The sequence below is a fragment of the Blastopirellula sediminis genome, assembly GCF_020966755.1.
GTDB lineage: Bacteria > Planctomycetota > Planctomycetia > Pirellulales > Pirellulaceae > Blastopirellula > Blastopirellula sediminis.
Map to the genome: position 1 here is coordinate 1,405,915 of NZ_JAJKFT010000004.1, position 23,365 is coordinate 1,429,279.

Sequence of the window (23,365 nt, forward strand, 5' to 3'; positions counted from 1 at the left end):
GAAGCGACTCGTTCGATTACGGCATGATGTTGATGCCGTCGCCTGCGGGCAGATTGGCTGCGTAGTTGTCTTGGGCTTGCGGATGGGCGCCTAGCGACTTGCTGGTGCTGGCGACCGCTTGCGTCACCCACTGCATGAAGTTGATCAGCGTGCCGGGGTGCGTATCTTTGAGGTGAATCACCGTATCGCTCAACTGCTTGAGCGTTTCGTCCTTGATGTCGGGGCCTGCGCCGCAGACGATCAGCGAAGCGAGATCGGCGTGGCGAAATTGGCCGGCCGGTTCTTGCCAACGGTCGGTCGGCTCGCCGTCGGTGAAGAGGAAGGCCATGGGACGAAAGTCCCCTTTTTGCTCGGTGGTCGTCTTCCGGACTTCCGCGTCGATGCACTCGGTCAAAACTTCGAGCGCTTCGCCTAAGGCGGTGGCGCCGTGCGGTTCGAGCTCTGGCGGACGGAATTCTGTCACTTCCATCAGCGGCACGCGCTGCTCGGCGACGCTGGCGAACGAGATCACGCTGACCCAGACGGTTTCGATCGCCTGGGGATCGCTGTTCAGGGCGCTGACGAATCCTTGCAAGCCTGTCTTGATCGCTTCGATCGGCTCGCCGACCATCGAGCCCGAACAATCGATCAGCAGATAAACAGGAAGCCGCCGCGAGATAGGCAACGCCGAACCGACCATTCGTCCTGTCACTTTCCTGTCCGGGCCAAGGGCCGCACTCGACTCTCAGCGTCCCTTCCCCTGGTTACCATCCCCGACGGTTTGCGGTCGACGGGGATGCCTGCTTCGTTACGGTACGATGACGATTCCTTCTTCGGCGGACGGCATCGGCATGTTGACCGGCGCGTCCCCTTTGGCGGAAACGCTGGCGCTCGTCGTCGATACCGACGCGGTAACCCAGCGGAAAAAGGCTTGCAACGTGCCGGGGGACGTGTCGGTCAGCTTGACGACAATTTCGGTGGCCCGCTTGAGCGCTTGCTCGTCGGCGCCGGAGCCTGCGGCACAGGCGATGATGTTGCCAGGGCGTCGCTTCTTGAGTTCGTCGGCGGCTCCTTCCCAGTTGTCGGTCGCGATACCGTCGGTCATCAGGAAGACGAGCGGCTTGAAGTCTCCCTTTTGCGTGGCGCTCGTCTTGCGGACTTCGCGATCGATGCATTCCATCAGCAACTTGATCGCCGCGCCCATCGAGGTGGCGCCGCTGGCCTGGAGCGTCGGCTCCGAGAATTGATCGATCGGCGTCAACGGAACGACTTGCTTGGCGTCAGTTTCAAAGGTGATGACGCTCAGCCAGACCGTTTCCAACGCCTGGGGATCGCTTTGCAAGTCGGAACGTAAGAGCGACAAGCCCTGGCGTACGGCTTCGATCGGTTCACCGAACATCGACCCAGAGCAGTCGAGCAACAAATAGACGGGCAAGCGTCGCAGTCCGGGGCTTACGTCAGACATGAAAGTATCCTTATGAGATATCGAAAATGGGGGAGCAAGCGAGGGGAGGAGGCGCGTAATGCCTGGCCCTATTCGATGGCAAGCTACCCTTCAGCGCCACTAATATCAAATCCGCCGTAACCCGGGCCTACCTCGCTGGTGATCTTGCACTTCGGGCAAGTGAGGACGGCATGGGGATCGGTCGGACAGCACGATAACGTTCCGCAGTCGCACATCACGGCGATTGGGTTGCCGCAATAGGGACAGGGAGGGACTCCATTGAGTTGCGAGGTGTTGATCGACTGCGATACTTCGCCCGACCATTCTTCGACCGCCTCCAACTTGTGAGAAGCGGCCGCGTCATAGATATGACTATGTTCCGCGCGAATGAATCGCATCAAATAGGGTTGCCGGGTACGGCAGCACCAGGAGTAGAGGAAGACTTGTCGTGGCCGCGGGTCGCGGTATCCGGTCGATGGCGGGGCCAACTCCATGACGTCGCGGGGAAGGCTCGGCATCGACAGCGGTTTCCCTTCGCCGCCACGTTCTAACGCGACGCTGGTGCTCTGCACCGACGCCGTCAACCAGACGAACATCTTCTTCCAGCCTTCCGGCGTCATGTCTTTCAGGTTGATGACGATGTCGGTGAAGCTCCGCAGCACGTCGGTGTCGACGTCAGGACCGCATCCGATCGCATAGATGTTCGCCAGGCTCGGCTTCGCCGTTCGCAACTTGGCGGCAGCGGCCTGGTACTCGTCGGTCGGCTGTCCGTCCGTGAAGAGGAAAACGATCGGGCGGTAGTCCCCCTTTTCCGTGGCGGACGTCTTGCGGACTTCTTTGGTGATCGAATCGGCCAACAGTCGCAGCGCATTGCCCATCGCGGTGCCGGGACGAACGGTCAGTTTCGGCGGTTGGAACTGGACGAGCTCCGTGAGCGGAACGTCTTGCTTGGCGTAACGCGAGAAGGTGATGACGCTGATCCACGCCGTTTCGAGCGCGCTGGGATCGCTCATCAATTCCGTCACCATCGCATTGATGCCTTGTTCCACTTGCTGGATGGCTTCGCCGGCCATCGATTCGGAACAATCCAATAGGAGATATACGGGCAGCCTGCGTAGAAACATAGTATCGCCTTGCGAAAAACGTTAACCGCCTAATATGTCGCCGTCGAGTTTAGCATTCCCGTTTGGCGTTATCAAATTGAATCACTACGTCGCATCGCGACTACTTCTTGGGGAACTCGATCGTTTGTTTGATTCGTTTGCCGCCGGCCTCCAATTCAAAGAAAGTGGAGTTCGCCGGCATGGTGAATGCGACCTTGGCGGGTAGCCCGTCGGAATACGATTTCACTACATTTCCGAAGCTGTCGAATATTCGTCCGTGCGGTGCGACAATTTGATTTTCGCTCACCAATTCCGCAAAAATATCCATCATGGTGCGCATTTCGCGGGCGATTTTGTGATCCCAGATGTCGACGTCGGTTCCGGAGTCGAGATCGTCCAGTTCCTCCATCTGCTCGACGTTGATGTCGTCGCCGATCCCGATGAGGACGCACTTCATAAAGTTGCGTTTGCCGGCTTTCACTTGGCGGCAGATCTTGATCGTCTCTTGCTTCACTTCCTCCAGATCATGCAGCGCGCCGTCGGTGATGAAGATATAGATCCCCATTTTCGCGTCGCGGAATCGTTCTTCGAAGTATCGCAGGGCCGGCGCCAGGCGGGTCCCTTGTCCCATCTTGATGCGCTGCGGGCCTTTAAACGAAGCGGTTTCGCAATCTGCGGCCGTCAGGTCGCCGATTTCTTCCAAACCGCCGCCATCGCCGCAGGCCCAGTAGAGACAGGTCGTACCGCCGTCCGCGTCCAGTTCCGACGCTAGATACGCAGTAACGCGGCGGATGATCGGCTCGACGATGTTTTTCGACCAAACGCAATTGCCGCGGCGAACCAGGTCCTCTTGCGCTTCGTCCGAAAAAATCGGATAGTGTTGCCCCTGGTGCTCGATAACCTGAAGCCACCCTTTTTTCTGGTACTCCATCATCAAAGCTTGATCGGGCCACTTTCGAGGTCCTTCTTCCAGCCCGCGGCCGAAGACATGCGACATTGACGCACTCGCGTCAATCGCCATGCCGGTTTGCCAACCTTCCGAGGCGGAACCAGTCGGTTCCATCAGAATCGTGAAGTCGACTTCGGCAAGCTCTCTGCCGACGCAAATGTTGATCTCCCCAAATTCCTCCGCCACGAGGTTGCTGGGAAGTTGGCGTTTTTTCGGCGTCGAGTCGCCCCAGCCAAACAGTCGATCAAACAATCCCATACCGGCCCTCAAAGGAAGAAGTAGGTGCGAAAGCAGCGTGCCGCGGAAGCGGCGGTGGAAGTTCTGGTCGCCGCTGCGGCGCGAACCTTAGAAGACCACGGTCTGTTTGATTCGTTGTCCGCCGACTTCCAGCTCGAAGTACTCGGAAGCGGCGCCCATCGAGAACGAACCGCGCGCCGGCAGTCCGTCCGAGAAGCGTTTGACCTCGTTGCCATCGGAGTCAAAAACGGTTGCGGTGGGGGCGACAATGCGATTCTCGCCGACCAACTCCACGATGATTTCGCTCAGGGCGCGCAATTCGACGGCGATCTTATGATCCCACAAGTCGACGTCGACGCCGCTATCGAGATCGTCGAGCTCCTTCATTTGCGCTTCGTCGATTTCATCGCCCACGCCGATCAAAACCAATTTGACGAAGCTCCGCTTTTCGGCGGCGATCTCCTGCGCCAATTGGATCGAGTATTGCTTTACCTCGTCCAGGTCGTCGATTTTTCCATCGGTGAGGAAGATGTACATGCCTCGTTCGGCGTCGTCAAAGCGATCGACAAAGTACTTCATGGCGGGAGCGAGACGCGTTCCATTGCCGAACTTTTCGGTTTGCGGGCCATTTAACTCCAGCGATTCGCACTCATCTGACGTGAAGTCTCCCAGCACTTCAAACGCTCCGCCGTCGCCGCACGCCCAATAGATGACGGTAGTCCCACCGTCCGCGTCCAGTTCCGAAGCGAGATAGCTGACGAACTTGCGGGCCCACGGCTGGACGATGTTGTCCGAAAGCTTGAGGAAGCCGCGCTTCATCGCGTCTTTATAGGCTTCCGGCAAGGCGACGCTGACGGTACGACCATCCTGGTTGCGATTGACGATCAGACCCTTCTTGACGTATTCCTTCGTCACGTCGTCCGGGATCTTCCCAACCAAGGCGCGGCCGTACCAGTTCTTCATCGATGCGCTGGCGTCGAGCGCGACGCCGGTCTGCCAGCCTTCGGCCATCGAGCCTTCGAGCTCTTGAATCCAAACGGTAAAGTCGACCTCGCAACGGTCGTCCGTCCGCCGCACGTAGACTTTGCCGAATTCCTTCGAGACGAGATTGCTGGGCACCTGAATGGCTTGGCTGCGAGCAGCTTGGCCTTCGAGATCGGTCATCGTTTTCCCTTCGCCGCAGTTGGAAGTACTTGGATCGCGATATGAGCAGCCGTCGTCGAATTGTTAGCCGCCAGCTAACGCCTCGCTAATATCCTGGGCGACTTCTCCTTTGGCGGTGCTGACCTTGAATCCTTTGGCGCCCGCGGGAAGCTTAAAGCGAAACTTGCCAGGGAGCCCGTCGCTGAAGCTGGAGACTTCCGTTCCCTTGTCATCGAGCACGCGACCATTGTCGGCGACGATCACTTCTTCGCTCATCAGCTCGCCGAACACGACCCCTAAGATGTCGTCTTCATCTTGCATGTCGGCGGCGACTCCGGACGACCACAGATCAATGTCGCTGGCGAGCGCCGTTTCTTCGAACATGTCGTCAAACCGTTCCAGCTGACCTACGTCGACTTCTTCGCCGATGCCGATGAGAACGAGTTTGAGGGAGTGCTTGCGTCGTTGCCCCGCTTCGACTTGTTGCTTCAGACCTTCGCCAAGTTGCAGGCAATAGCTGATGCAATCTTGTTCGTCTTCAATGATGCCGTCGGTGATGATGACCCCCATCACCCAATCGGCTTGAGCGAAGTCGTTGTCGACGATCGACTTGATGACCGGCAGCAGTTTCGTTCCTTTGCCCCAGTTTCGCTTCGGGCCGCTGATGTTCGCCTTCTGGCAACCGGCGGCGTCGAACGACCCGATCACTTCGGTTTCTTCGCCAAGTCCCATCGCCCAATACATCATCGAGACTTTGCCATCCTTGGTCGTGTCGGAGAGGATCTCGCCGATTTTTCTCGCAACGGCCTGCACGTAGTTCGGACTTCCTCCACCAAACGGGCCTGAATCGCCGTAGGCCGCCTTAATCGAACGCGAAGCGTCGAGCGCCAAGACGGCCCGCGAACTCCCTTCGCCGGCCAGCAGGTCCGGGTCCGGCATGAAGCAGGCTTCCACGTCGATGGAACCGTCCGACTGGGGAAAGACATTGACGGTCGCCAGCGGCTTATTGGGAGATTTGACCTTCGGCATTTTGCCACTCCGTAACAGGTCCAAATTTAGATGGAATCGAGAGAAGAGAGAGGTGAGCGTCGCTAAAAAGAAGTACGGAAAGCGTATCCTGGCCCCCCCAGAGAAACAACCCCTTGCCGGGGCGTAAATGGCACATTCTTCGAAAAAGAGAAGAGGCTGTTGCGAGCGAAATTTTTGCTTGCAGGCGCCGCGAAAAAATGATTGCCCGTCACTCGCTTTCGCGGTCAACGACAATCAACTCGCGGTGAATGTGCGCGAGAATCTCGGCGGCGCCGCGATGAGACGTGTGCGTTGATAGCGTCCCGCGCCGCTGTTGCACCAGTTCGATGATCGACGGGGCTGCGGATTGCAGCGTATAGCAACGCTTTGCGCTGGCAAGCAGCGACTGATCATAGACTTCGTCATCACCGGCGGCGAAATCGATCTCCTCGACGCCCAGTCGCTGCAGGCCGGCCAATTTGCAGAGTGGCGCCGGATAGAGGAACGTCTTGTGGCGCTCACGGTGCGAGATCCAACGGCTCGTCGAGGGATGCGACGAGGCAATTTGCTGAACAATTGGTAGTGCGTCAATGTGGGAAGGAGCGACGCAACAAATCATTTCCTCGTACCCAGCGACGACATCCCAATCGGGATAAGTGCTGGCGATCTTTTCCGCCAATTCGACTTGCGCCGGCGCTGGCTTAGGGGGAGAGAAAATGTCTGCGCGACAGACGAGTCCTCCTTCCAGGACAAATCCGGCAAAGCGAACTTGCGGCAATGCACGCACGAGTCCCGCAACGCTCGCCGCACTTCTTGCCGATGCGATATAGAGATTGCTGACGGCGCCGATACGCTTGAGCCAATCAGCCGTAGCGGTCGAAAGGTAGCTGCATCTTGAGCGGCCCGGAATTGGGATTTCGGCTGGCTCCGCGAACACGACGGTGCCGTCCAGGTCGAGTACGCAGTTCATGACGCTGCCTGTAACCGCAAAGTGCAAGCGACTTGAACGTTGAGGGACGCGAGATCTTTCACAGAAAAAAGTTGCGGAATGTTTTGGCTGTCGGCTAGTTCAAGGAGCAGCTCAAATCGCTCGCGAGCCTCTTGCGGAGTGCATGCGAACATGATTTCGCTCGGATTGGAGTTGATCAGCGCCCGGCAGACTTCGTTGCTGTGGACGCGTAGCGGCGTTTCCTGTGGCGGCATCACGTGACGTCGTTCAGGGGAACGGGAGCCGTTAGCCGTCAGGTTGCCGCTGGGGCAAGATTCCATCCAGGCCTGCGTAATCGTCGGTTCCAGCAAGTTGTCTGGAAACTGATACGCCGCAAAGGACTGGTCCGGCTCTCGCGTGAAGGTGCGAGAGAATCCCAGCGTCGTCGGGCCAGTAAAACAGGCGGACGGAGAGAGAATATCTTCCTGGGTTCCCCGGAAGGTCGCCAAGCGCCAGGGATCGCTGAGTACGGCGAGAGGTCCAAGTCCATGTCGCGCAAGCTCGCCGGCGACGCCTCCTTTGCCGGTCCAGCCGTCGACAAAGACGATCTTGCGGGTCGGGTAATCGGCTTGGATGTTCGCATAGGAGGCCCGATCAATCCCATGGCCGACAAACAGCGAGGTTGCGACGCCGACGCTTCCCGGCAAAAGACTAGTCAGCCATTCGACGACCGGCACGCCGGCTCGCAAGATCGCGACGAACAGCAACTCGGACGGCTCAAATTGTTTGGCGATTTCTAAAGCCAAGTTCGCGGCGGCGACGCAGATGGGATCTTCGCTGGGAAGAGGCGTCGCCAGGCGATCGCAGAGCGCGCGGTTGAGTTTGGGCTCTGGCGACGGGGTCGCCCAAAACGATTGATCGCCGGTGTAGCCGACCGTACGTTTGCGGAAACGGTCCAAAGAGGCGTACGGGTGAACTTCTTCGGCCAGGCTGGCGTAGATCGATTGGTTCCAAAGCGCAGCAGGGAAGCAGTTAGACATGTTCCCCCCAAATCTGCTTCGGTTCGTCGTTGAGCGCATTGTAAATGTAGTAGCAACCATCCCAGGACTGACGAGAAACGACATGCTCGCCGTCGATCGCCCAAGGACTCAAGGTGATATGTTGCAGACCTTGCAGGTCGCCATAGAGGAGGGAAGGGAGGGCTGCGGCGATTGATTCGCCAACGACAAAGTGTTGCGTAACTGGAGCAGCGCTGCTCGTAGGGTCACGTCGCTTGTTCAAGACGACGGAGGAGGGGGCCATTCGCAAAATGGACTGGAGCGTCACATCCCAATCGCGAATTTGACAGAGGTCGTCGAACCTCTGACGGTCGGCCTCGCTGCGAGCGTCAAGCAACGCGAAGACGCGACATTTGCGGATGTTGCTGGAATCGTAAACGCACTCCAGCAGATTCTCGATCGTGCGGCCCGACGTTACCTCGTCTTCGACGATCCAGAGCTCCTCGCCAATTTGATCCAGGAAATTGTGCGGCAAGAAGTGCTCTGGCGCATGGGAATGAGATTCGCGAAACCTCAGTCCGCCGGTATCGTCGCGACTGCTGCAGCGCCACTCCGAGTCGATTCCAGCAGCTTCACAGGCCTTCTGCATCGCGAAGGAAGGGACGATTCCTGATTCGGTCAGTCCAAGCACGGTGCAGGACGGCGAAGGGGGGGCGTCGATGAACGCGCGAAAGCACTCGATCAGATCATGCAAGTGAATCGCGTTGATCGGGCCGAGCTTCGCGAGATGCTCGAAGGTGATCGCATGGGTCCGTTTCGGATTCGCATCCCGCTGAACGATTCTTGTCCCCAAAGCAATGCGCTCGGCAGCTTTTCTGCATGACGGCGTTTGGAAGATGGGGTTGAGAGAGAACATGTTTAGCGGAGTCTGCTCTTGACGAGAAAAGAAGCGGAAGGGCTGCGCGGAAAGCGGGTATTAAGACATTTCAGGACTGGCGTTTCGTTCTCATCGACTCGGTGGACGTTAAGGTTTAGCTATTCTTGCCCGCCGCAACCTCCGCCGTATCGACGAATGTCTTGGATTGAACTCGGTCTCGGAGCGTCGCGAATTGCTATCGTTCGTGAGTTGGCAATATCATAGTTGCGAATGAGGTCGGTTTCATCCTGGAAGCGAAGGCTACGGCGACGATCGGCTGCAGGAAAAAACTACGATTTCCATCCGGATCGACCTTACATGGGAGAGGGCCGAGTTCGCGGCGAATGGCGCCCGGCCTTCATGCGTTGATCAAAGGAGGATAAGGAGTCGATCGCTGTTCTCGGTGCGTTGCAATAACATCGACGTCAGGCAATGAGTTTCCCGCTGGCAACGCGAGCGCGAACCGGAAGTAGCTTCCGGTCGAAAAGGTGAGATTTCAGCCCCCTGCGTTGCGATCAACCCACCGGCGCCACGTAGAGTTCCGACGGAGCGCTTGAACGCGAATCGCCCGCTGTAGGCCGACTCGCCAGGGCCGCTGGGATCGGGGAATTTAGGGGGCAGCCCACTCGCCGAAAGATTTTTCTCGTCCGCCCCAAAAAAATGTTGACGGGTTCTACTACAACCTGTAGTTTTACATTTGTAATACTCAGGCGGAGAACAGGAGTCGATCGTGAAATTAGGCGGCCGTCAGCTGGCAATTATGAATATTCTCTGGGAACGGGGGGAAGCGACCGTTGCCGATGTTCAGGCGGCGCTCGACGTCGAGCGTGATCTCGCCTATTCGACCGTCGCGACCGTACTTTCGCGGATGGAGAAGAAGGGGCTGGTCACGCATCGCGTCGAAGATCGCGTCTATTTCTACCAGCCGGCCGTGACCAGAGATGGCGCCGGCAAGTCGATGATCGGCGATGTGATCGCGCGGGTCTTTGGGGGGAGTCCGGCCGAATTAGTGAATCACTTGCTCGAAAGCGAGAGTATCGATTCGTCGGAACTGCAGCGAATCAAGGAATTGCTTCGCAAGCATGAAGCCGAGCAAAAACGAGGAGATTCTCGATGATCGAATCGACCTTGCTCGCTTTCTTCGTCACCTACCTGATTCATTCAACTGCGTTCGTGCTCGCCGCTTGGGGGATTCTGCACTTCTGGGCGAGCAGCTTTCGCCCCGAGATTCGGATTTTTGCCTGGAAGGCGGCGCTCGTACTTCCCTTTGCGTCGGCGCTGGTCGTATCGACAAGTGCGTTTCCACACTTCGGTTTCCGTTGGGCGATTCATGACGCTGCAGCGAGCGTCGCGACGCTTTCCGAAGGGGGAGACGCGACCGCGATTCTAGATCGACCCGACCTTGTTTCTCTTCCGATAGAGAACAACTCGTTCGATTCTGCCGAGATGAGCCGTATGGACTCGTCGGCCGAGCGAGTTGATTACTCAGCAAAGATCGGGACGACGAAACCTTGGATCCGGTGGCAGGATGCCGTTTGGCTGCTATGGGGAACGATCGTCTGCGGTTTCTTTGGGCGGCTCGGCTTCCAGGCAGTACGGCTTGAACGACTGAAACAACGAGCCCGGAAATTGACCGGCAGTTACCTGAACGCTTCCCTCGGCAAGATTCAAGCGGCGATGGGAATACAACGCACGGTCGATTTGTATCTCTCGACCGAGATCGACAGTCCCATCACCGGCGGCGTCTGGAGGTCGTTTATTCTGCTGCCAGAAGATTGGCAACGTGAACTCGCCTTCTCGAACAGCAGCTCGCATGAGAACCGTTACCGAGACGCCGAAGCGATCTTAGGACATGAACTCGCGCATGTTGCCCAGGGGGACGCCATCTGGACTTTGATCGCGCACCTGGTGGTAGGGCTCATTCCCTGGCAGCCGCTGAACCGTCTCGTCTGCCGACAAGTCCGCAAGGAAATGGAATATGTCGCCGATCGCTTCGCCGCTCGCACGTTGGGAGACGGCGTTTCGCTCGCCAAGTGCCTGGTAAGCATTGGCGAACGACGCGCGATCGCCAACTGCAAGCCGCAAAACTCGATCCTGGCGACCGGAATGGCGACTTACCGTTCGGAACTGGGACTACGCGTTGAGGAACTACTAACTCGCAGCCACGAAAATCCCAGCCGCAGCAGCTGGAATCGAATTCTTGCTTGTCTCGCCGTGGGAATGATCTGCTTGTTTTTGATCATTCCGAAAGCGGTCTCCCACTCTTCCCACTTAGATACCAGGACCCTCTCCATGAGAAATCAGGTTCTCACTCTGGCTGTTCTCGTCGGCCTCACCTCTCCGCTGGCCGCTGAAGAGCCGAAATCGCCCCAAGCCGAACGTGAAGCGGTTGCTCTGCAAACGTCTCCTGATGAGTTGCCTGCTGGCATCCGCAAGTTCAGCGGTATGGTTGTGGGAAGATTAGCCGCCAAGGATGTCGAACGGGGGACGTTCGTCGTGCAGGTCGACGCGATCCCGCGCGTTTGGAAAAATAATGGCGCCGAGAACCCGAAGTCAATCGTCGGAAAGACGATCGAAGTGAGCGGCGTGGCCGGCAAGTTCCTGGACGTGCTCGTCGTCCTGCGGCCGGGCGAAACGGTCGAGTTCGAGTGCAAGCATGACGGCGAACGTCTTGTCTTTCCGGGAGAACTGCTCCGCAAGGTCGCTCCTTACAAGGTGGAAGACTATCCGGTTTTGCCGGAAGAATTTCGAGGATTTCGCGGGGAAGTCGTCGGCGATGTCGTACAAAAAGACCCCGAAACGTTTGAGTTGATCATCAAGGTCGCCAAGGTCGCGAAGACCTGGAATGAAAATGGCGCCAAGAATCCGGAAAGCATCGAAGGCAAAACGCTGATGCTGGCCGGTTTCTGGAATCGTCGCGAAGCGTATCACAACCTGAAGGTTGGCGATCGTATTCAAGTCGGCATGCAGCACATCGGCCGGCAGAGCGATCATCTGACGGTCGCCGAAGGGGTCCGGAAGGTTGATTCGCTAACCAGCGCTCCCGACGCGGAGATGGAAGCCCCGGAACCGAAGATGGAACGCACTGACGGACAACGCGGCTTCCGCGGTCTGCTGGTCGGCAAGTTGACCGCCAAGGATAGCGAACGCGGAACGTTCTCGATCGTCGTCGATGCGGTGCCGCGGGTTTGGCGTAACAACCAGGCGCGCAATCCGAAAGGTCTGATCGGCAAGACGGTCGATGCGAGCGGCGTCCACAGCAACTTGTTAGACACGCTCGTCGTCGCTCGAATCGGAGATACGCTCGAATTCGGCGCGTTGGACAATGGAGAAGGTGAAATCCGCGTCGGCGAGGTTCTGCGCAAGGTCGCGCCGGTCGAGCCAGGCGACTATCCCGAACTTCCCGAAGCGTTCCGAGGCTTCAAGGGGCTGTTGAAAGGGAAGGTCGTCAAGAAAGACGATAAGATGCTCGACCTGAAAATTGAAGTCACCGGAGTGGTTCGGACCTTCGAACAAAACCGTGCGAAAAACGCCGAGTCAATCGTCGGCAAAACTGTCGTGCTCTCCGGCTTTTGGCAACGCAAAGAAGCGTTCTACGACCTCAAAGAAGGGGACGTAATTCAGTTTGGCGCCGAGCATCCAGTGATGCTGACCGACAACCTCACCGTGATTGAGGGCGTCAAGAAGGTCGACTAGGAATTCGTCGCTGATATTACTCGAACCTGTGAGCCGGTCGTATGAAGCGTTTGCTGGTCGCCTTTGTTGGAATCGTCTGCTTGTTGGCGGGCGCCTTGGAATCGGTTCGATCCGAGACGCTTCCGGCGAAAGGCGATCAGCCGTTCTTCAAAGACCCTTCGCAGGTCCCCGATTTTCAGCGTCACGTGATTCCGCTGTTAGGTCGGTTGGGATGCAACGGAAGGTCGTGTCACGGTTCGTTTCAGGGACAAGGAGGTTTCCGGCTATCGCTGTTTGGATTTGACTTTCGCATGGACCTGGCCGGATTGACGGCCGACGATCGAATTGATCGGGCGCATGCGGCTGATAGTCTCGTGCTTCAAAAGGGGACGCTCCAGATCGACCACGAAGGGGGCAGACGATTTGAAGTTGGCTCTTGGGAGCACGGACTACTTCAGCGTTGGATCGAGTCTGGCGCAAAGGGGATTGCTGTCCCGAGCAAACTGTCGCGGCTGGAAGTGACGCCTGACGAAGTGGTCTTTCATTCCAACGGAGCTTCCGCGGCGCTTCAGGTGATCGCCGTTTGGGAGAATGGCGATCGTGAAAACGTGACGGAGCTTTGCCGCTTTCGCACGAATGACGATTCGGTCGTATCGGTCGACGGAAGTGGGGTCATGACCTCACAGGGCGTGGGCGACACCCATGTCGTCGTCTTTTACGACAATGGAATCGCCGCTGTGCCGGTGATGCGTCCGCGAGACGCGTCGCTCAAGCTTTCGTCCCATCAAACGCTCGCGCCGGGGATTGATTATTTTGTCAATGAAAAGCTGGATAAGCTTGGGATTATCCCTTCGGATATTTGCACCGACGCCGAATTTCTTCGCCGCGTGAGCATCGATCTCACCGGAACGCTGCCGACGCCTGACGAAGTGACTCGCTTTCTGGCCGACGCGAGTCCTGAAAAGCGACAGCGGAAGATTGATGAACTCTTGAATCGGCCTGCCTACGCGGCATGGTGGGCGAACAAGCTGTGCGACTTCTCGGGATGCAACCCGCAGCAGCAAGCCGAACTGGGGCAGGAGACCTCGGTCCAGTGGTACATGTGGACCTACAAGCGGTTGCTGGAGAACGCTCCCTATGACGAATTGGTGAGACGCATCGTTCTGGCCGAAGGTCGTCAACAGGGGCAGTCGTACGAGGAATATGCCCGCGAAATGTCGAGTTACTATCGCGAGCAAGACCCGCAAGATTTCGCCGATCGCGAGTTCATGCCGCATTATTGGACGCGTCGCAGCATGCAGAAGCCGGAGGACGCCGCTCAGGCGTTCGCCCACAATTTCCTGGGCGTTCGACTGCAATGCGCCCAGTGCCATAAGCACCCGTTCGCTCCCTGGACCCAGGATGACTTCAAGCAGTTTGCCCGCTTTTTTGAGCCGATCAAGTTTGGCGTCCAGTCGCCAGACGAAAACCGCTATCGCGAGATCGCCAAGACGGTGGGCTTGAATGTGTCGGACAAAAATGGGGCTCCGATTCGTGACGACGTCCTGCGTCATGCACGGAAGGGACGAGTCATTCCTTGGCGTGAACTTTATGTCGCCGACCGCAACTCGGAGGTTAATCTGGACTTGCTCAGAAGCAGAAAGATTTCCCTTGCGCCAGAGCTTGATCCGCGCACGCCGATCATGGAGTGGATGCTCGAACCGGAGAATTCGTATTTCGCCAAGGCTTTCGTGAACCGCGTCTGGGCCGGTTACTTTCATGTCGGAATCGTCGATCCTCCGGATGATCTAAATCCAGCCAATCCTCCCAGCCACCCGAAGCTGCTCGATTGGCTGACGCAGGGCTTTGTCGAAAGCGGTTACGACATGAAGTGGCTCCATCGCACGATTGCGTCCAGCGACGCGTATCAGCGGAGTTGGAAGCCGAATGAAACGAACGAAGAAGACCGGCGCAACTTCAGCCGTGCGATTCCGCGGCGACTGCCGGCCGAAATCGTCTATGACTCGGTCAAACAATCCCTTGCCGCCAGCGATCAGCAACAAGAGGTGCGAACCGATCTGTCGCGCCGCGCGATTGGGCATCTCTCGATGCGTCTGGCCGGCACGTACGCGATGCAGGTATTTGGCAAGCCCGATCGCGCCGTCAATTGCGACTGCGAACGGTCGAACCAATCGACCCTGTTGCAGTCGATCTTCCTCCAGAACGATCCCCTGATCGACCAACGTCTGGAAGGGAGCGGCTGGCTGGAAGAACTCTCGCGACAAGAAGAGAGCTTGACCAAGGCGGATCACCCGGCGCTGGTGCGCGAGGCGTGGCTGAGAACGGTTTGTCGCCTCCCAAGTCCGGACGAAGAGACGCGGGCGCTCCAGCATCTCAGCTCCGCCGAGTCGACCGTGGATGGGATGCGTGACCTGCTTTGGGCGCTCCTGAACACCAAAGAGTACATCCTCAACAAGTAGCCCAATCCTCAGAGGCTCGAAAATGACGCTATCGCGACGAAGTTTTTTGAAGGTGGGGGCATTGGGCGCCAGCTTGACGCTGAGCCAATACCTGGAGCTTCAAGCGGCGACCGGCAATCCCGATCTGGGAAGATCGGCGATTCTGGTGTTTCTGATGGGCGGCCCCGCCCACCAAGATACGTTTGATCTCAAGCCGGGCGCTCCTGCAGAGTACCGAGGACAGTTCCGTCCGATCAAAACCTCGGTGCCGGGGATCGAAATCTGCGAGCACTTGCCACGGCTCGCTCGTCATGCCGATCGCTATGCTTTGATTCGCGGCGTCACGCACAGTCTGGCCGATCATGGCTTGGGAACGCGCTATCTCATGACCGGAAATCTACCGACGCCGGTGGTCAATTATCCGCTGTATGGATCGGTGGTCAGCAAAGAGTTTTCCTCACGTCCTGACATTCCCTCCTTCGTTTCGATTGACCGGCCGGTCGAAGGGCCCGGCTACTTGGGCGCCGAGTTCGGACCGCTCTCTACCGGAGAAAAACCGCAACACGGACATCCCTTCCGCGTGCGGGGCATCACGCTGGACGGTTCGCTTACGCTGGAGAAGTTTAACTCGCGCAAGGAGTTGTTAGGGGACATCGATACCGCTTTCGCGGGCTTCGAGTCGTTAGACGATTCTGTCCGCGGTTTGAATCGTTTCTCGGAGCAAGCGTACCAAATCATCGCTTCCAAGCGGTCGCGGGATGCGTTCGATTTGTCCCTGGAACCGGATCGCGAAGTTGACCGCTTTGGCCGGCACGATTACGGACAAAGCATGATGCTGGCGACGCGGCTGGTAGAAGCAGGCGTTCGATTTGTGACCGTACTGCTGGAGGGTTGGGATACGCATCAAGACAATTTCACCCAACTCGGCAGAGAACTGCTCCCGAAATTCGATCAAAGCCTAGCGGCGATGTTCGATCGCTTGGAAGAGAGCGGCCGCTTGGATACAACTTCGATTCTCGTCACCGGCGAATTCGGTCGTACGCCCAAGGTCAACAACAACGCCGGTCGAGACCATTGGGCGCGAGCGATGTGCAGCCTCATGGCCGGAAGCTCCGTCCGCACCGGGCAAGTCCTGGGGGCGACCGACGACAAAGCCCAAGGCCCCTTACACGAAGGCTTTAGCCCAGACGACCTTGCCGCCACCTTCTTCCAAAGCATCGGTATCAATCCCAAGACCGAGTACGAAGCGAACGTGGGGAGACCCATTACGCTCGTTCGCGATGGTTCGGTGATTCCCAACTTGCTGACGTAGTCGTCCAGCGACGAATCGACGCTGGAACTACTTCTTCAACTTGGCCCTGCCAAGCAACGAAAATGAACGAGTTTCAGGCAGTTTGGAAAAACATTGCCGTTACTCGTAGGCAAAGCGAAGAACGCGGTTGTTATAGCTGTCGGCGATGTAGAGCCAGCCATCCTTCACCCTCGCCCCGTGAGGCCGCGCCAATTGTGAGGTCAAGGGATCGTCCGTAAGGGTAGATCCTTGGCTCTCAGGAATTCCCGCCAGTCGTTCAATCAATCCGGTATCGGGATCGTAGCGGCGGATCACGTGATTCTCTGCATCAGCGATGATCACACGATTCTTCGGGTCAATCGCTAGATGTTTCGGGCCATTCATTTTGGCCTCAATCGCCGGCCCGCCATCACCGGAATAGCCTTTCTTCCCGGAGGCGTTCACTACGGTTCGGATGCGACCTTTCGTATCCACTACCGCAAGTGAGTTCCCATTTCGCGAGAGGATGTAGACATTTCCCTTGCGATCGGCCAACACGGCTCGTGGGTCCCTAAGCGAGGACTTCGCGGCCAGCGCGCCATCTTCTGATACGGCGTCTTCACCATTGCCCGCAAAGGTGTCGATTCGGCCTGTTTCCATATCCACGACACGGATACGACGATTCCCCAGATCGGTCAGATACAATCGCTTGAATTCCGGACCAAAGGAGAGCGAGAAGATGCCGCCCAGTTTGGCCTCCACCGCAGGACCGCCGTCGCCGGAAAAGCCTTTCTCGCCCGTGCCCGCGACTGTTGAGAGTTGGCCCTTCGCCATGTCCAGTTTACGGACGCGGTAGTTGAGAGTATCGGCAATGAACAGGCTGCCGTTAGGGCCGAGCACGATGTCATGCATCGCCGTGAAAGTAACTTTTCGCGGATCTGGTTCTTCCCGAGCGCGCTCGGCGTTGTTTTTCGCTGTACCGGTAGCCCCGGCGATAAAGCTCAGCTCCCCTTTGGCGTCAATTTGGAACACGCGGTGGGGATCCATGAACTCGACGCCATAGATCTGCCCGGCATCATCGATATCCACACTGAAGGGCGCGACCAGGCCCACCTTATTTAAAGGTTCAACGGCCAGAAGCGACGCGCCGCTGACAGGTATTGCCAGTAAACAAAGCGTGATGACGGTTCGCATATATTCTCTTTTACGGATCATTCCAATGACCTTTGCTTGGCCAGACTGCTGAAAAAACAGGAGGCAACCCAGGAAGCCCTGCCTTTTTCACTTGAAACTGTGTGACAGACACAGTCTACGACGATTCGCGAAACATTGCCAATCATCGCATTCAATTGCGTAAACTTCGGTGACCTGACCCCTTCAGCCGCGTCCTCGCAAACCGTTGCGAGTTCGTGGGACAAAACGACGCACGTCTATCCCTGCCTCAGCGAGCGCACGAAAAAACCCTGGTTCGGCTTCATTTGCTGAACCAGGGTTCAAGTGGAGTTTTCAGAAACCAGTTAGAACTTTTCAGCCTTGGGGTTTCCGCTACTGGCAACCGGCGGTGCTCGCTTTCCCATGGGCGAGCGTCTTGATGCGCCGTTTCATACGATTGCGAGGCGTTTGTCCCGTGCCGTTAGCGTGCGTCGATAACTAATACGCGGAGTAGATGACGCTGACGAAACCCCGCGATGTCGAGAAGTCTACTACGAACTAATCTTCCATGACATTTGATTTTGCATAATTCTCCAGCGGCAAATTTGGATGTCGGGTTCCTTCTTCGTCATCCCACCGTAATACGCTTTTCAAATACTCCGCTTCCCGGCTATTGGCCCAGTTGGCGAGGATTTGAACGATATGCTCGCGGGATTTGACGGGATCGACAAATTGCATGTCGACGCCCCAATCACCAGCATAAATCCCGGCCAGCATCCAGTGAGATTTCAAACCCAGTTCCAACTGATCCGTCTTTTCGCTCAGCAGCGCTTCGTAAACTTCGATCGCTCGCGCGGCGTCTTTGGCGACGACAAGCGAATACTGAGCTTCGATCAGCTGCTGGTAAGGTTCGTAAATCAAATTCGCTTTGCACTCATTCGCTTTTTCCAGCGACTCGCGGTAGGCGTCGGCGTATTTTTCGCCGCCATCCTGGCCGGCCAGGTTAAATTGAGCTGACGCGAGCCAGGCGTGAGCCATCGCGTTTTCCGGATCGTAAATCAGCGCCGAGCCAAATTTTCGTTCCGCCCGATCCAAGTAAGGCTTCGCCTGCGGGTCGCCAAGGTTGAAGGCCAAGGCTTGCTCGAGTTGTCCGAGCCCCGACAAGATTTCTCGCGAGGCGCGAAGATTCTCGGAAAGGGGCGCCGAAAACGCTTTGGCCATGTTTTCGTCCTGGTCCAAGCGGTCATACGCTTCGGCCATGCCGTCATTGACCCCCAGCGCGTCGAGTTCTCCCTTGGCCGACTTCAGCAGCTTTTCGGTGACGGTCTGAATCAAGCTATTCATCGCCGTATCGTTGGTCGGAGGAGCGCTCTGCATCGCCGCTCCAACGGCCTGGGCTTCGGCCAACGCCTGGTTGTCGAGCCGTCGAAAAAGCGACGACTTCAATTGCGACTCTCCCCCTTGGTTTCCTTCTTCTCCCCAAATCACGTAGTCGACGCGGAGATCGTTGGCCAGCTTTTGCATCGCCTCGCCATCGTTCAGATTTAACGATGCGATCGACTTATACGCTTTCGCCACCGAGCTGGGGTCTTTGACTTCCAAGTCAGGAATCAGACGCAGCTTTTCCTGGATCATGGTCGCGATTTGGACCTCGGGCATATCGGCGTCGAACTTCATTTTTTCCAACGAAGTGTGGGGCAAGACGGCGACGCTGACGGGAGCGACTTCCAATCCTACTTTTTGCCCACTTTTGGCGGCGAGCAGGTCGTCTTTCGTAATGACGTCCATCTTCGTGTAGGGGACCTCGGTCCGTTCGGCTTCCGCAAGCATCGTCTTAACGACGTCGTCTTGGCTGAGATCGAGGAAGACGCCGCCGGTCTTCGAGCAGAGGACGCTCATGAAAGGACGCGTCGCCTTTACGGCCGCCGTTTCATAGGAAGTTTTCAGCTTCTCGTTTTTCCCGTTGTTGTTCTGAAAACCGCTGCTGCAAAGGATGCTGTGAATGGTTGCATCCAATCCTTTCGCTTGCTTGATCAGATCGTCATCCGAGTAAACGCGCTTGGCGCCGTTTTTGTTGAAACCGACCGGATACGGAGGAGCGTCGCCGAAGAGAATCACCCAGTGCAAAACGCCTGGCGTGGTGTCCCAGGCCAGCGACTTGAACGCGTCGTTCAGGCCGAGATCAACGGCCTCTTCAAAGTAAGGTTCTCCCGACTCGGTAGCCGTGACGGCCAAGGCTTTCTTCAACACGTCGATGTCGCTGGTAAACTGACCGCCAATCGGCAGCGTCACGGCGCCGGACCGCGAGTTGACGTCGCGATAAACGACCAGGCCGAACGAGATCAGCGTTTGATCGTCTTTGTGGCGCTGCAAATCGCTGACCATATTCGGAAGCGAACCAAGCACTCCTTGAATGTCCTGTCCCATGCTGTCGGTCCCGTCGATGACGAAGGCGATTTGCAGTCGCTGCTCGCGCGTGCCGACATTGTCCAGAAAACTTCGTTGCATCAAGCTGCGCGACTTGATGCGGGCCGAGCGGGAGACGTCGAATACCGAACTCAAGACGGCGCCGGCGTTGACCCCGCTCGATTTTTCCTTCGCCGCGCCAGGCGTCTGCAGGCAAGCGACCAGCGTCGTCGTCAGCAGCAGGCAAATCGTCGCTTTAAGGTTGCGAATGCACATTTTACTTACCCTGATTTCGCAGCAGTTTGAATTGGTCGAAGCGGAATTACGTGGCGTCGTGTTCAGCCAGCGGCGTGATCGGCGACGCCGCCGATCACGCCTGACCTTCGAGGTCGGACGTTAGTCAATCTTTTTCGCGTCCAGCGGAGTCATCGCCAGGTCTTCTTCCGCGTTGCCGTTCAAGATGTCCTGGATTTGCTCCCCGGTGCGGTAATACAGCGTCTGGGCGCCCAGAATAATTCCGCGGGTCTTCTTCCCTTTCATCGGAAATTCCAGCGTCTTGTCCTTGCGTTCGCCGGTACCGGTGCCGAATTCGGCCTGGGGAAGGCCGCGATCTTTCAATTCGTCATCATCCGGCAGATCAATGCCGTCCATGCCAACGGTGTAATAGATCGCAGTAATCATGCCGATTTCCTTCGATGCGCCGAGCGAAGCCGCAACCGACTCAGAACTTGGTACGATCTTGAATTCGTCGTAGTACTGGGTCGAGGTTGGACGATCGTTGTTATCTCGTTCGATCACGTGCCAGCCAAGGATTTTGCGGCTGCCGCTGTTTCCCTCAACATACCAGTGTCGCCACACTTCCGTGTCTTCTGGTTCTGCACGCACCTTGTCGATCGTGTTGACGCCGTCAACGTAGAGGAGCATGAAGATCGGTTCGTCCCCTTGATTCTCAACTTTCAGTTGATATGTCTCGTCCGGGTTTAGTTCGACCACATACTGCTTGCCTTGAATGCCGTAGACGGGTTGCGGCTGACGCTCTTGCCCATCGACGATCACCTTTAGCATGTAGGGAAAGTCGGCGATATCCTGCGGATGTTCCAACTCGTCCTTAATGCGAGCGTATTGCCATTCTTCCCAGCGATAGCCTTGTCCGAACGCTTTGGCTCCTTCGAGATCGATCCCGTCGTTGACCAGTTTTCCATTTTCCCAGTGCCGCAACTGCCAACTTGCTCCGCCATAAGCCATCTTGCTCAAGGTGCGAGTGTCAGTGAAATCCTGCGAATAGGCCGACGAGTTATCGCTCGCGTCGATCATTTCCGCATTGATGAAATCGTGTTGGGGATTGTTGCCCTCGATAACGCTAATCTGGTTCAGGTTCGCTACTTCGTCGTGCGTCAAAGTTACGATCGCGTCGAGCCCGAGTTTCTTCGAGATGTCCTTAAGATCATCTGGGTCCGCGATATCCAAACCGCCGCGGGCCTTAATCGCAGAGCGAAGGCTACGCTCTTGGACGACCTGAAACTTGCCTCGATAGGCGCCTTGGTTCGAGGCACTAACCAGCTTCTTGTAAAGTTCTTGGCTCATTACGGCCCCGCGGGCGCCTAATTCGCCGGTGTTTGATTCGATGTCGCCACGACGATTAACGACGTTTGGCATAACAGCGACCCGCCGATACCCCTTATCTACCATCGCTTTCGCGATTTCGTTCGCCTCATCAGCCATGGCGACTCCGCCGATGACCAGCGACAGGCAAGCTGCAATTAACGTCTTCATTGGACTACATACTCCCGAAAAGCTGACCGTTTGCTCAATGTTCACGGTGGTGAACTACTTTTGAATGGGCAAAAGAGATTGGAATGAGACACCTTGGGCGAAAAAATCATCATCCCATAAATTCACCTAGATGCATCACCGCCAGGGGGGATTCACGAAGTGGTTATTCCTGGGGGTAAGAGTTGAGTCTATGCCCATCAGCGGAGATTTCCAGGGCAATTTCACGATTTTACTGGAGTTAGGGAGCAAAACGATCGTCTGGCCCCGCCCGCCGGGGTAATCGTCACCGTCGTTATAGTCCTCCGCAAAACCGTTAACCCACTAACTACACTGGGGAGTTGGGAAACTTCCGGAAGTTCTGGATTACGGACCGACTACCCTTAATGCAGGGGACGCCGCGCGCCGAAATATCTTGTGACGGATCGGTGTTCAAACATGTCCCGCCATGAACGCTCGTTCCACTTTCCAACCCAGTCTGTCGGCATGAAGCCGTTAGGAGAAAGTGCAAGCATGGATCGCCAAGGATTTCTGACTCGGAGCTCAATCGAGCGATGGCTCACCAAGACTGCCGGTGCGGCAGCATTGCTCGCAGCCATGATGGGGGAAGCTCCGGCGCAGGAATTGAAACCTGCAATGATCGCTCCCGCGTCTTACAACGCCGCCGCCGTCTGCCCCCTGTGCCGTCGCCGCGGCGGTTGCGATTGCTATCCAATCGCTCCCACTCCGCCGCCGGTCACTGGCAAAGTCGGAGACATGGAAGGTGATATGGGCTCGGCCGACAATGGGATGGGAAATCCCATTGAAGATCGCATCGTCGACCAATATGACACGCAATCGCCAGTACAGAATTACACAAACTACGATACTGTGGCGAACACGTCACAGCCTTTAAGCCAGACGATGGTTGGGGATCTCTTTGGATCTGGTGCAGCTTTTCCACTCTATGATTACTATGACGATATTGTTGGCTATTCAACCGTCCCGGTTGGAGCTGGCGATCGCATATTCAAACCGTCTGAAAACTCTTCGCCAGTTCCTCAGACGCGATTTTTCTTTAGCTACCATCATTTCGATAACGCGTTGCAGCCTACGAATATCGATGGCGTGCAGCGATTTATGGACGTAAATCGGTTCGTCTTCGGATTCGAAAAGGCGAATGCGGATCGTACCGCATCCATTGAATTCCGAGCTCCTTTTGCGGCAGGTATGGCGCCCGACCAGGTCTACGGCGTTCCCTCCGCAGGATCGGCTTTTGGCAATATCACCGTGACTCCGAAGGTTGTGCTCTACCAGAATTCCAGCACGCTATATTCCCTCGGACTGGGTGTTTCACTTCCCACAGCAAACGACGCGACGCTTTGGTTCAATGGTAGCCCCTTAGTGCGCTACAACAACGATTCCGTACACTTGATTCCTTTCCTTGGTATGTACCACCACGATGCTGAATCCGCTTGGTACACGATTTCCTATTTGTCGCTCGACTGCGATGTTAACGGTAGCCGCGTAGACACCGTTTACGATGGGACTTCTGGCGTTTACCAAGATCAAACGGTGATGCACGCGGACTTTGCATTGCTCTGCGATCTTTACGTAAATCCGAATGCGTCGTTTCTGACTCGCGTGACGCCGTTGATCGAGCTGCACTATACGACTGCGTTGCAAGACTCGGACGTCGTCTATGATTCCGTCATGGAGGAAGTCGTGACGAACCCCTTTGGCCGTTACGACGTGTTGAATTTGACGGCGGGTACCCACGTGATGTTGGGAGCCCATTCGACAGTGACCTTCGCCGCTGTCACCAAGTTGGTCGACGACAACTGGGAAGTCCCAATGTTTAACACGAGAGGCGATTTTCCTGATGTAGAACTCGCCCTGCAATACAACTTCCGCTTCTAAGCAAAGTTAGAAATCAGGATCTTAGACGCATTGCGCCCCTCGATGACTTG

At 56.8% G+C, this 23,365-nt stretch carries 17 protein-coding genes; 5 read left to right on the forward strand and 12 right to left on the reverse strand.

Going from position 1 to position 23,365, the window contains the following annotated elements; all coding sequences use genetic code 11:
* Positions 1 to 16: 16 nt before the first annotated feature.
* The 9 genes from LOC68_RS09400 to LOC68_RS09440 all read right to left on the reverse strand — a co-directional run bounded on the left by LOC68_RS09400 (position 17) and on the right by LOC68_RS09440 (position 8,642).
* Positions 17 to 691, reverse strand: a complete 675-nt coding sequence (locus LOC68_RS09400) for a vWA domain-containing protein (RefSeq protein ID WP_230218024.1) — start codon at positions 689 to 691, stop codon at positions 17 to 19.
* 96 nt (positions 692 to 787) lie between these two features.
* Positions 788 to 1,444 (reverse strand): VWA domain-containing protein, encoded by a 657-nt coding sequence (locus LOC68_RS09405; protein WP_230218025.1) that lies wholly within the window; start codon positions 1,442 to 1,444, stop codon positions 788 to 790.
* Positions 1,445 to 1,527: 83 nt separating this feature from the next.
* Positions 1,528 to 2,547: a TerY-C metal binding domain-containing protein gene (locus tag LOC68_RS09410; protein WP_255671097.1), complete on the reverse strand. Its 1,020-nt coding sequence runs from the start codon at positions 2,545 to 2,547 to the stop codon at positions 1,528 to 1,530.
* A 100-nt stretch (positions 2,548 to 2,647) separates the two neighbouring features.
* Positions 2,648 to 3,733, reverse strand: coding sequence for a vWA domain-containing protein (locus tag LOC68_RS09415; RefSeq protein WP_230218027.1), 1,086 nt, complete (start codon positions 3,731 to 3,733; stop codon positions 2,648 to 2,650).
* A gap of 87 nt (positions 3,734 to 3,820) precedes the next feature.
* Positions 3,821 to 4,876 carry a vWA domain-containing protein gene (locus tag LOC68_RS09420; RefSeq protein ID WP_230218028.1) on the reverse strand — a complete coding sequence of 352 codons (1,056 nt, stop codon included), beginning with the start codon at positions 4,874 to 4,876 and terminating at the stop codon, positions 3,821 to 3,823.
* Between the two features lie 63 nt (positions 4,877 to 4,939).
* Complete coding sequence (locus tag LOC68_RS09425) at positions 4,940 to 5,884, reverse strand: hypothetical protein (RefSeq protein ID WP_230218030.1); 945 nt, start codon at positions 5,882 to 5,884, stop codon at positions 4,940 to 4,942.
* Positions 5,885 to 6,092: 208 nt separating this feature from the next.
* A complete protein-coding gene (locus tag LOC68_RS09430) occupies positions 6,093 to 6,833 on the reverse strand; it encodes a hypothetical protein (RefSeq protein WP_230218031.1) in 741 nt (246 codons plus the stop codon).
* Complete coding sequence (locus tag LOC68_RS09435) at positions 6,830 to 7,831, reverse strand: cysteine protease StiP domain-containing protein (protein WP_230218032.1); 1,002 nt, start codon at positions 7,829 to 7,831, stop codon at positions 6,830 to 6,832. The genes LOC68_RS09430 and LOC68_RS09435 overlap by 4 nt, the downstream gene beginning before the upstream one ends.
* Positions 7,824 to 8,642, reverse strand: coding sequence for a phosphoribosyltransferase domain-containing protein (locus LOC68_RS09440; protein WP_230218033.1), 819 nt, complete (start codon positions 8,640 to 8,642; stop codon positions 7,824 to 7,826). The genes LOC68_RS09435 and LOC68_RS09440 overlap by 8 nt, the downstream gene beginning before the upstream one ends.
* A gap of 793 nt (positions 8,643 to 9,435) precedes the next feature.
* Between LOC68_RS09440 and LOC68_RS09445 the strand changes: the two genes are divergently transcribed.
* From LOC68_RS09445 to LOC68_RS09460, 4 genes are read left to right on the forward strand one after another with little or no spacing between them, the layout of a single operon-like run.
* Positions 9,436 to 9,822, forward strand: a complete 387-nt coding sequence (locus LOC68_RS09445; RefSeq protein WP_230218034.1) for a BlaI/MecI/CopY family transcriptional regulator — start codon at positions 9,436 to 9,438, stop codon at positions 9,820 to 9,822.
* Positions 9,819 to 12,401, forward strand: coding sequence for a M56 family metallopeptidase (locus LOC68_RS09450; RefSeq protein ID WP_230218035.1), 2,583 nt, complete (start codon positions 9,819 to 9,821; stop codon positions 12,399 to 12,401). The genes LOC68_RS09445 and LOC68_RS09450 overlap by 4 nt, the downstream gene beginning before the upstream one ends.
* 41 nt (positions 12,402 to 12,442) lie before the next feature.
* A complete protein-coding gene (locus LOC68_RS09455) occupies positions 12,443 to 14,839 on the forward strand; it encodes a DUF1549 and DUF1553 domain-containing protein (protein ID WP_230218036.1) in 2,397 nt (798 codons plus the stop codon).
* 22 nt (positions 14,840 to 14,861) lie between these two features.
* A complete protein-coding gene (locus LOC68_RS09460) occupies positions 14,862 to 16,130 on the forward strand; it encodes a DUF1501 domain-containing protein (RefSeq protein ID WP_230218037.1) in 1,269 nt (422 codons plus the stop codon).
* A gap of 99 nt (positions 16,131 to 16,229) precedes the next feature.
* Here the strand turns inward: LOC68_RS09460 and LOC68_RS09465 are convergent, their stop codons facing one another.
* The 3 genes from LOC68_RS09465 to LOC68_RS09475 all read right to left on the reverse strand — a co-directional run bounded on the left by LOC68_RS09465 (position 16,230) and on the right by LOC68_RS09475 (position 21,419).
* Positions 16,230 to 17,282 carry a hypothetical protein gene (locus LOC68_RS09465; RefSeq protein WP_230218039.1) on the reverse strand — a complete coding sequence of 351 codons (1,053 nt, stop codon included), beginning with the start codon at positions 17,280 to 17,282 and terminating at the stop codon, positions 16,230 to 16,232.
* Positions 17,283 to 17,798: 516 nt separating this feature from the next.
* Complete coding sequence (locus LOC68_RS09470) at positions 17,799 to 19,922, reverse strand: vWA domain-containing protein (protein ID WP_230218041.1); 2,124 nt, start codon at positions 19,920 to 19,922, stop codon at positions 17,799 to 17,801.
* A gap of 120 nt (positions 19,923 to 20,042) precedes the next feature.
* The gene (locus tag LOC68_RS09475; RefSeq protein WP_230218043.1) at positions 20,043 to 21,419 is read right to left on the reverse strand and encodes a hypothetical protein; all 1,377 of its coding nucleotides are present in this window, start codon (positions 21,417 to 21,419) and stop codon (positions 20,043 to 20,045) included.
* 435 nt (positions 21,420 to 21,854) lie between these two features.
* Here LOC68_RS09475 and LOC68_RS09480 point away from each other — a divergent pair, with 435 nt between their 5' ends.
* Positions 21,855 to 23,315 carry a hypothetical protein gene (locus LOC68_RS09480; protein WP_230218045.1) on the forward strand — a complete coding sequence of 487 codons (1,461 nt, stop codon included), beginning with the start codon at positions 21,855 to 21,857 and terminating at the stop codon, positions 23,313 to 23,315.
* Positions 23,316 to 23,365 lie beyond the last annotated feature (50 nt).

Coding starts and splice junctions, on each gene's coding strand:
- LOC68_RS09480 (WP_230218045.1), top strand. CDS start 21,855: ATGTCCCGCCATGAACGCTCGTTCCACTTTCCAACCCAGTCTGTCGGC.
- LOC68_RS09420 (WP_230218028.1), bottom strand. CDS start 4,876: ATGACCGATCTCGAAGGCCAAGCTGCTCGCAGCCAAGCCATTCAGGTG.
- LOC68_RS09410 (WP_255671097.1), bottom strand. CDS start 2,547: ATGTTTCTACGCAGGCTGCCCGTATATCTCCTATTGGATTGTTCCGAA.
- LOC68_RS09475 (WP_230218043.1), bottom strand. CDS start 21,419: ATGAAGACGTTAATTGCAGCTTGCCTGTCGCTGGTCATCGGCGGAGTC.
- LOC68_RS09430 (WP_230218031.1), bottom strand. CDS start 6,833: ATGAACTGCGTACTCGACCTGGACGGCACCGTCGTGTTCGCGGAGCCA.
- LOC68_RS09415 (WP_230218027.1), bottom strand. CDS start 3,733: ATGGGATTGTTTGATCGACTGTTTGGCTGGGGCGACTCGACGCCGAAA.
- LOC68_RS09425 (WP_230218030.1), bottom strand. CDS start 5,884: ATGCCGAAGGTCAAATCTCCCAATAAGCCGCTGGCGACCGTCAATGTC.
- LOC68_RS09460 (WP_230218037.1), top strand. CDS start 14,862: ATGACGCTATCGCGACGAAGTTTTTTGAAGGTGGGGGCATTGGGCGCC.
- LOC68_RS09455 (WP_230218036.1), top strand. CDS start 12,443: ATGAAGCGTTTGCTGGTCGCCTTTGTTGGAATCGTCTGCTTGTTGGCG.
- LOC68_RS09465 (WP_230218039.1), bottom strand. CDS start 17,282: ATGCGAACCGTCATCACGCTTTGTTTACTGGCAATACCTGTCAGCGGC.
- LOC68_RS09450 (WP_230218035.1), top strand. CDS start 9,819: ATGATCGAATCGACCTTGCTCGCTTTCTTCGTCACCTACCTGATTCAT.
- LOC68_RS09470 (WP_230218041.1), bottom strand. CDS start 19,922: ATGTGCATTCGCAACCTTAAAGCGACGATTTGCCTGCTGCTGACGACG.
- LOC68_RS09435 (WP_230218032.1), bottom strand. CDS start 7,831: ATGTCTAACTGCTTCCCTGCTGCGCTTTGGAACCAATCGATCTACGCC.
- LOC68_RS09405 (WP_230218025.1), bottom strand. CDS start 1,444: ATGTCTGACGTAAGCCCCGGACTGCGACGCTTGCCCGTCTATTTGTTG.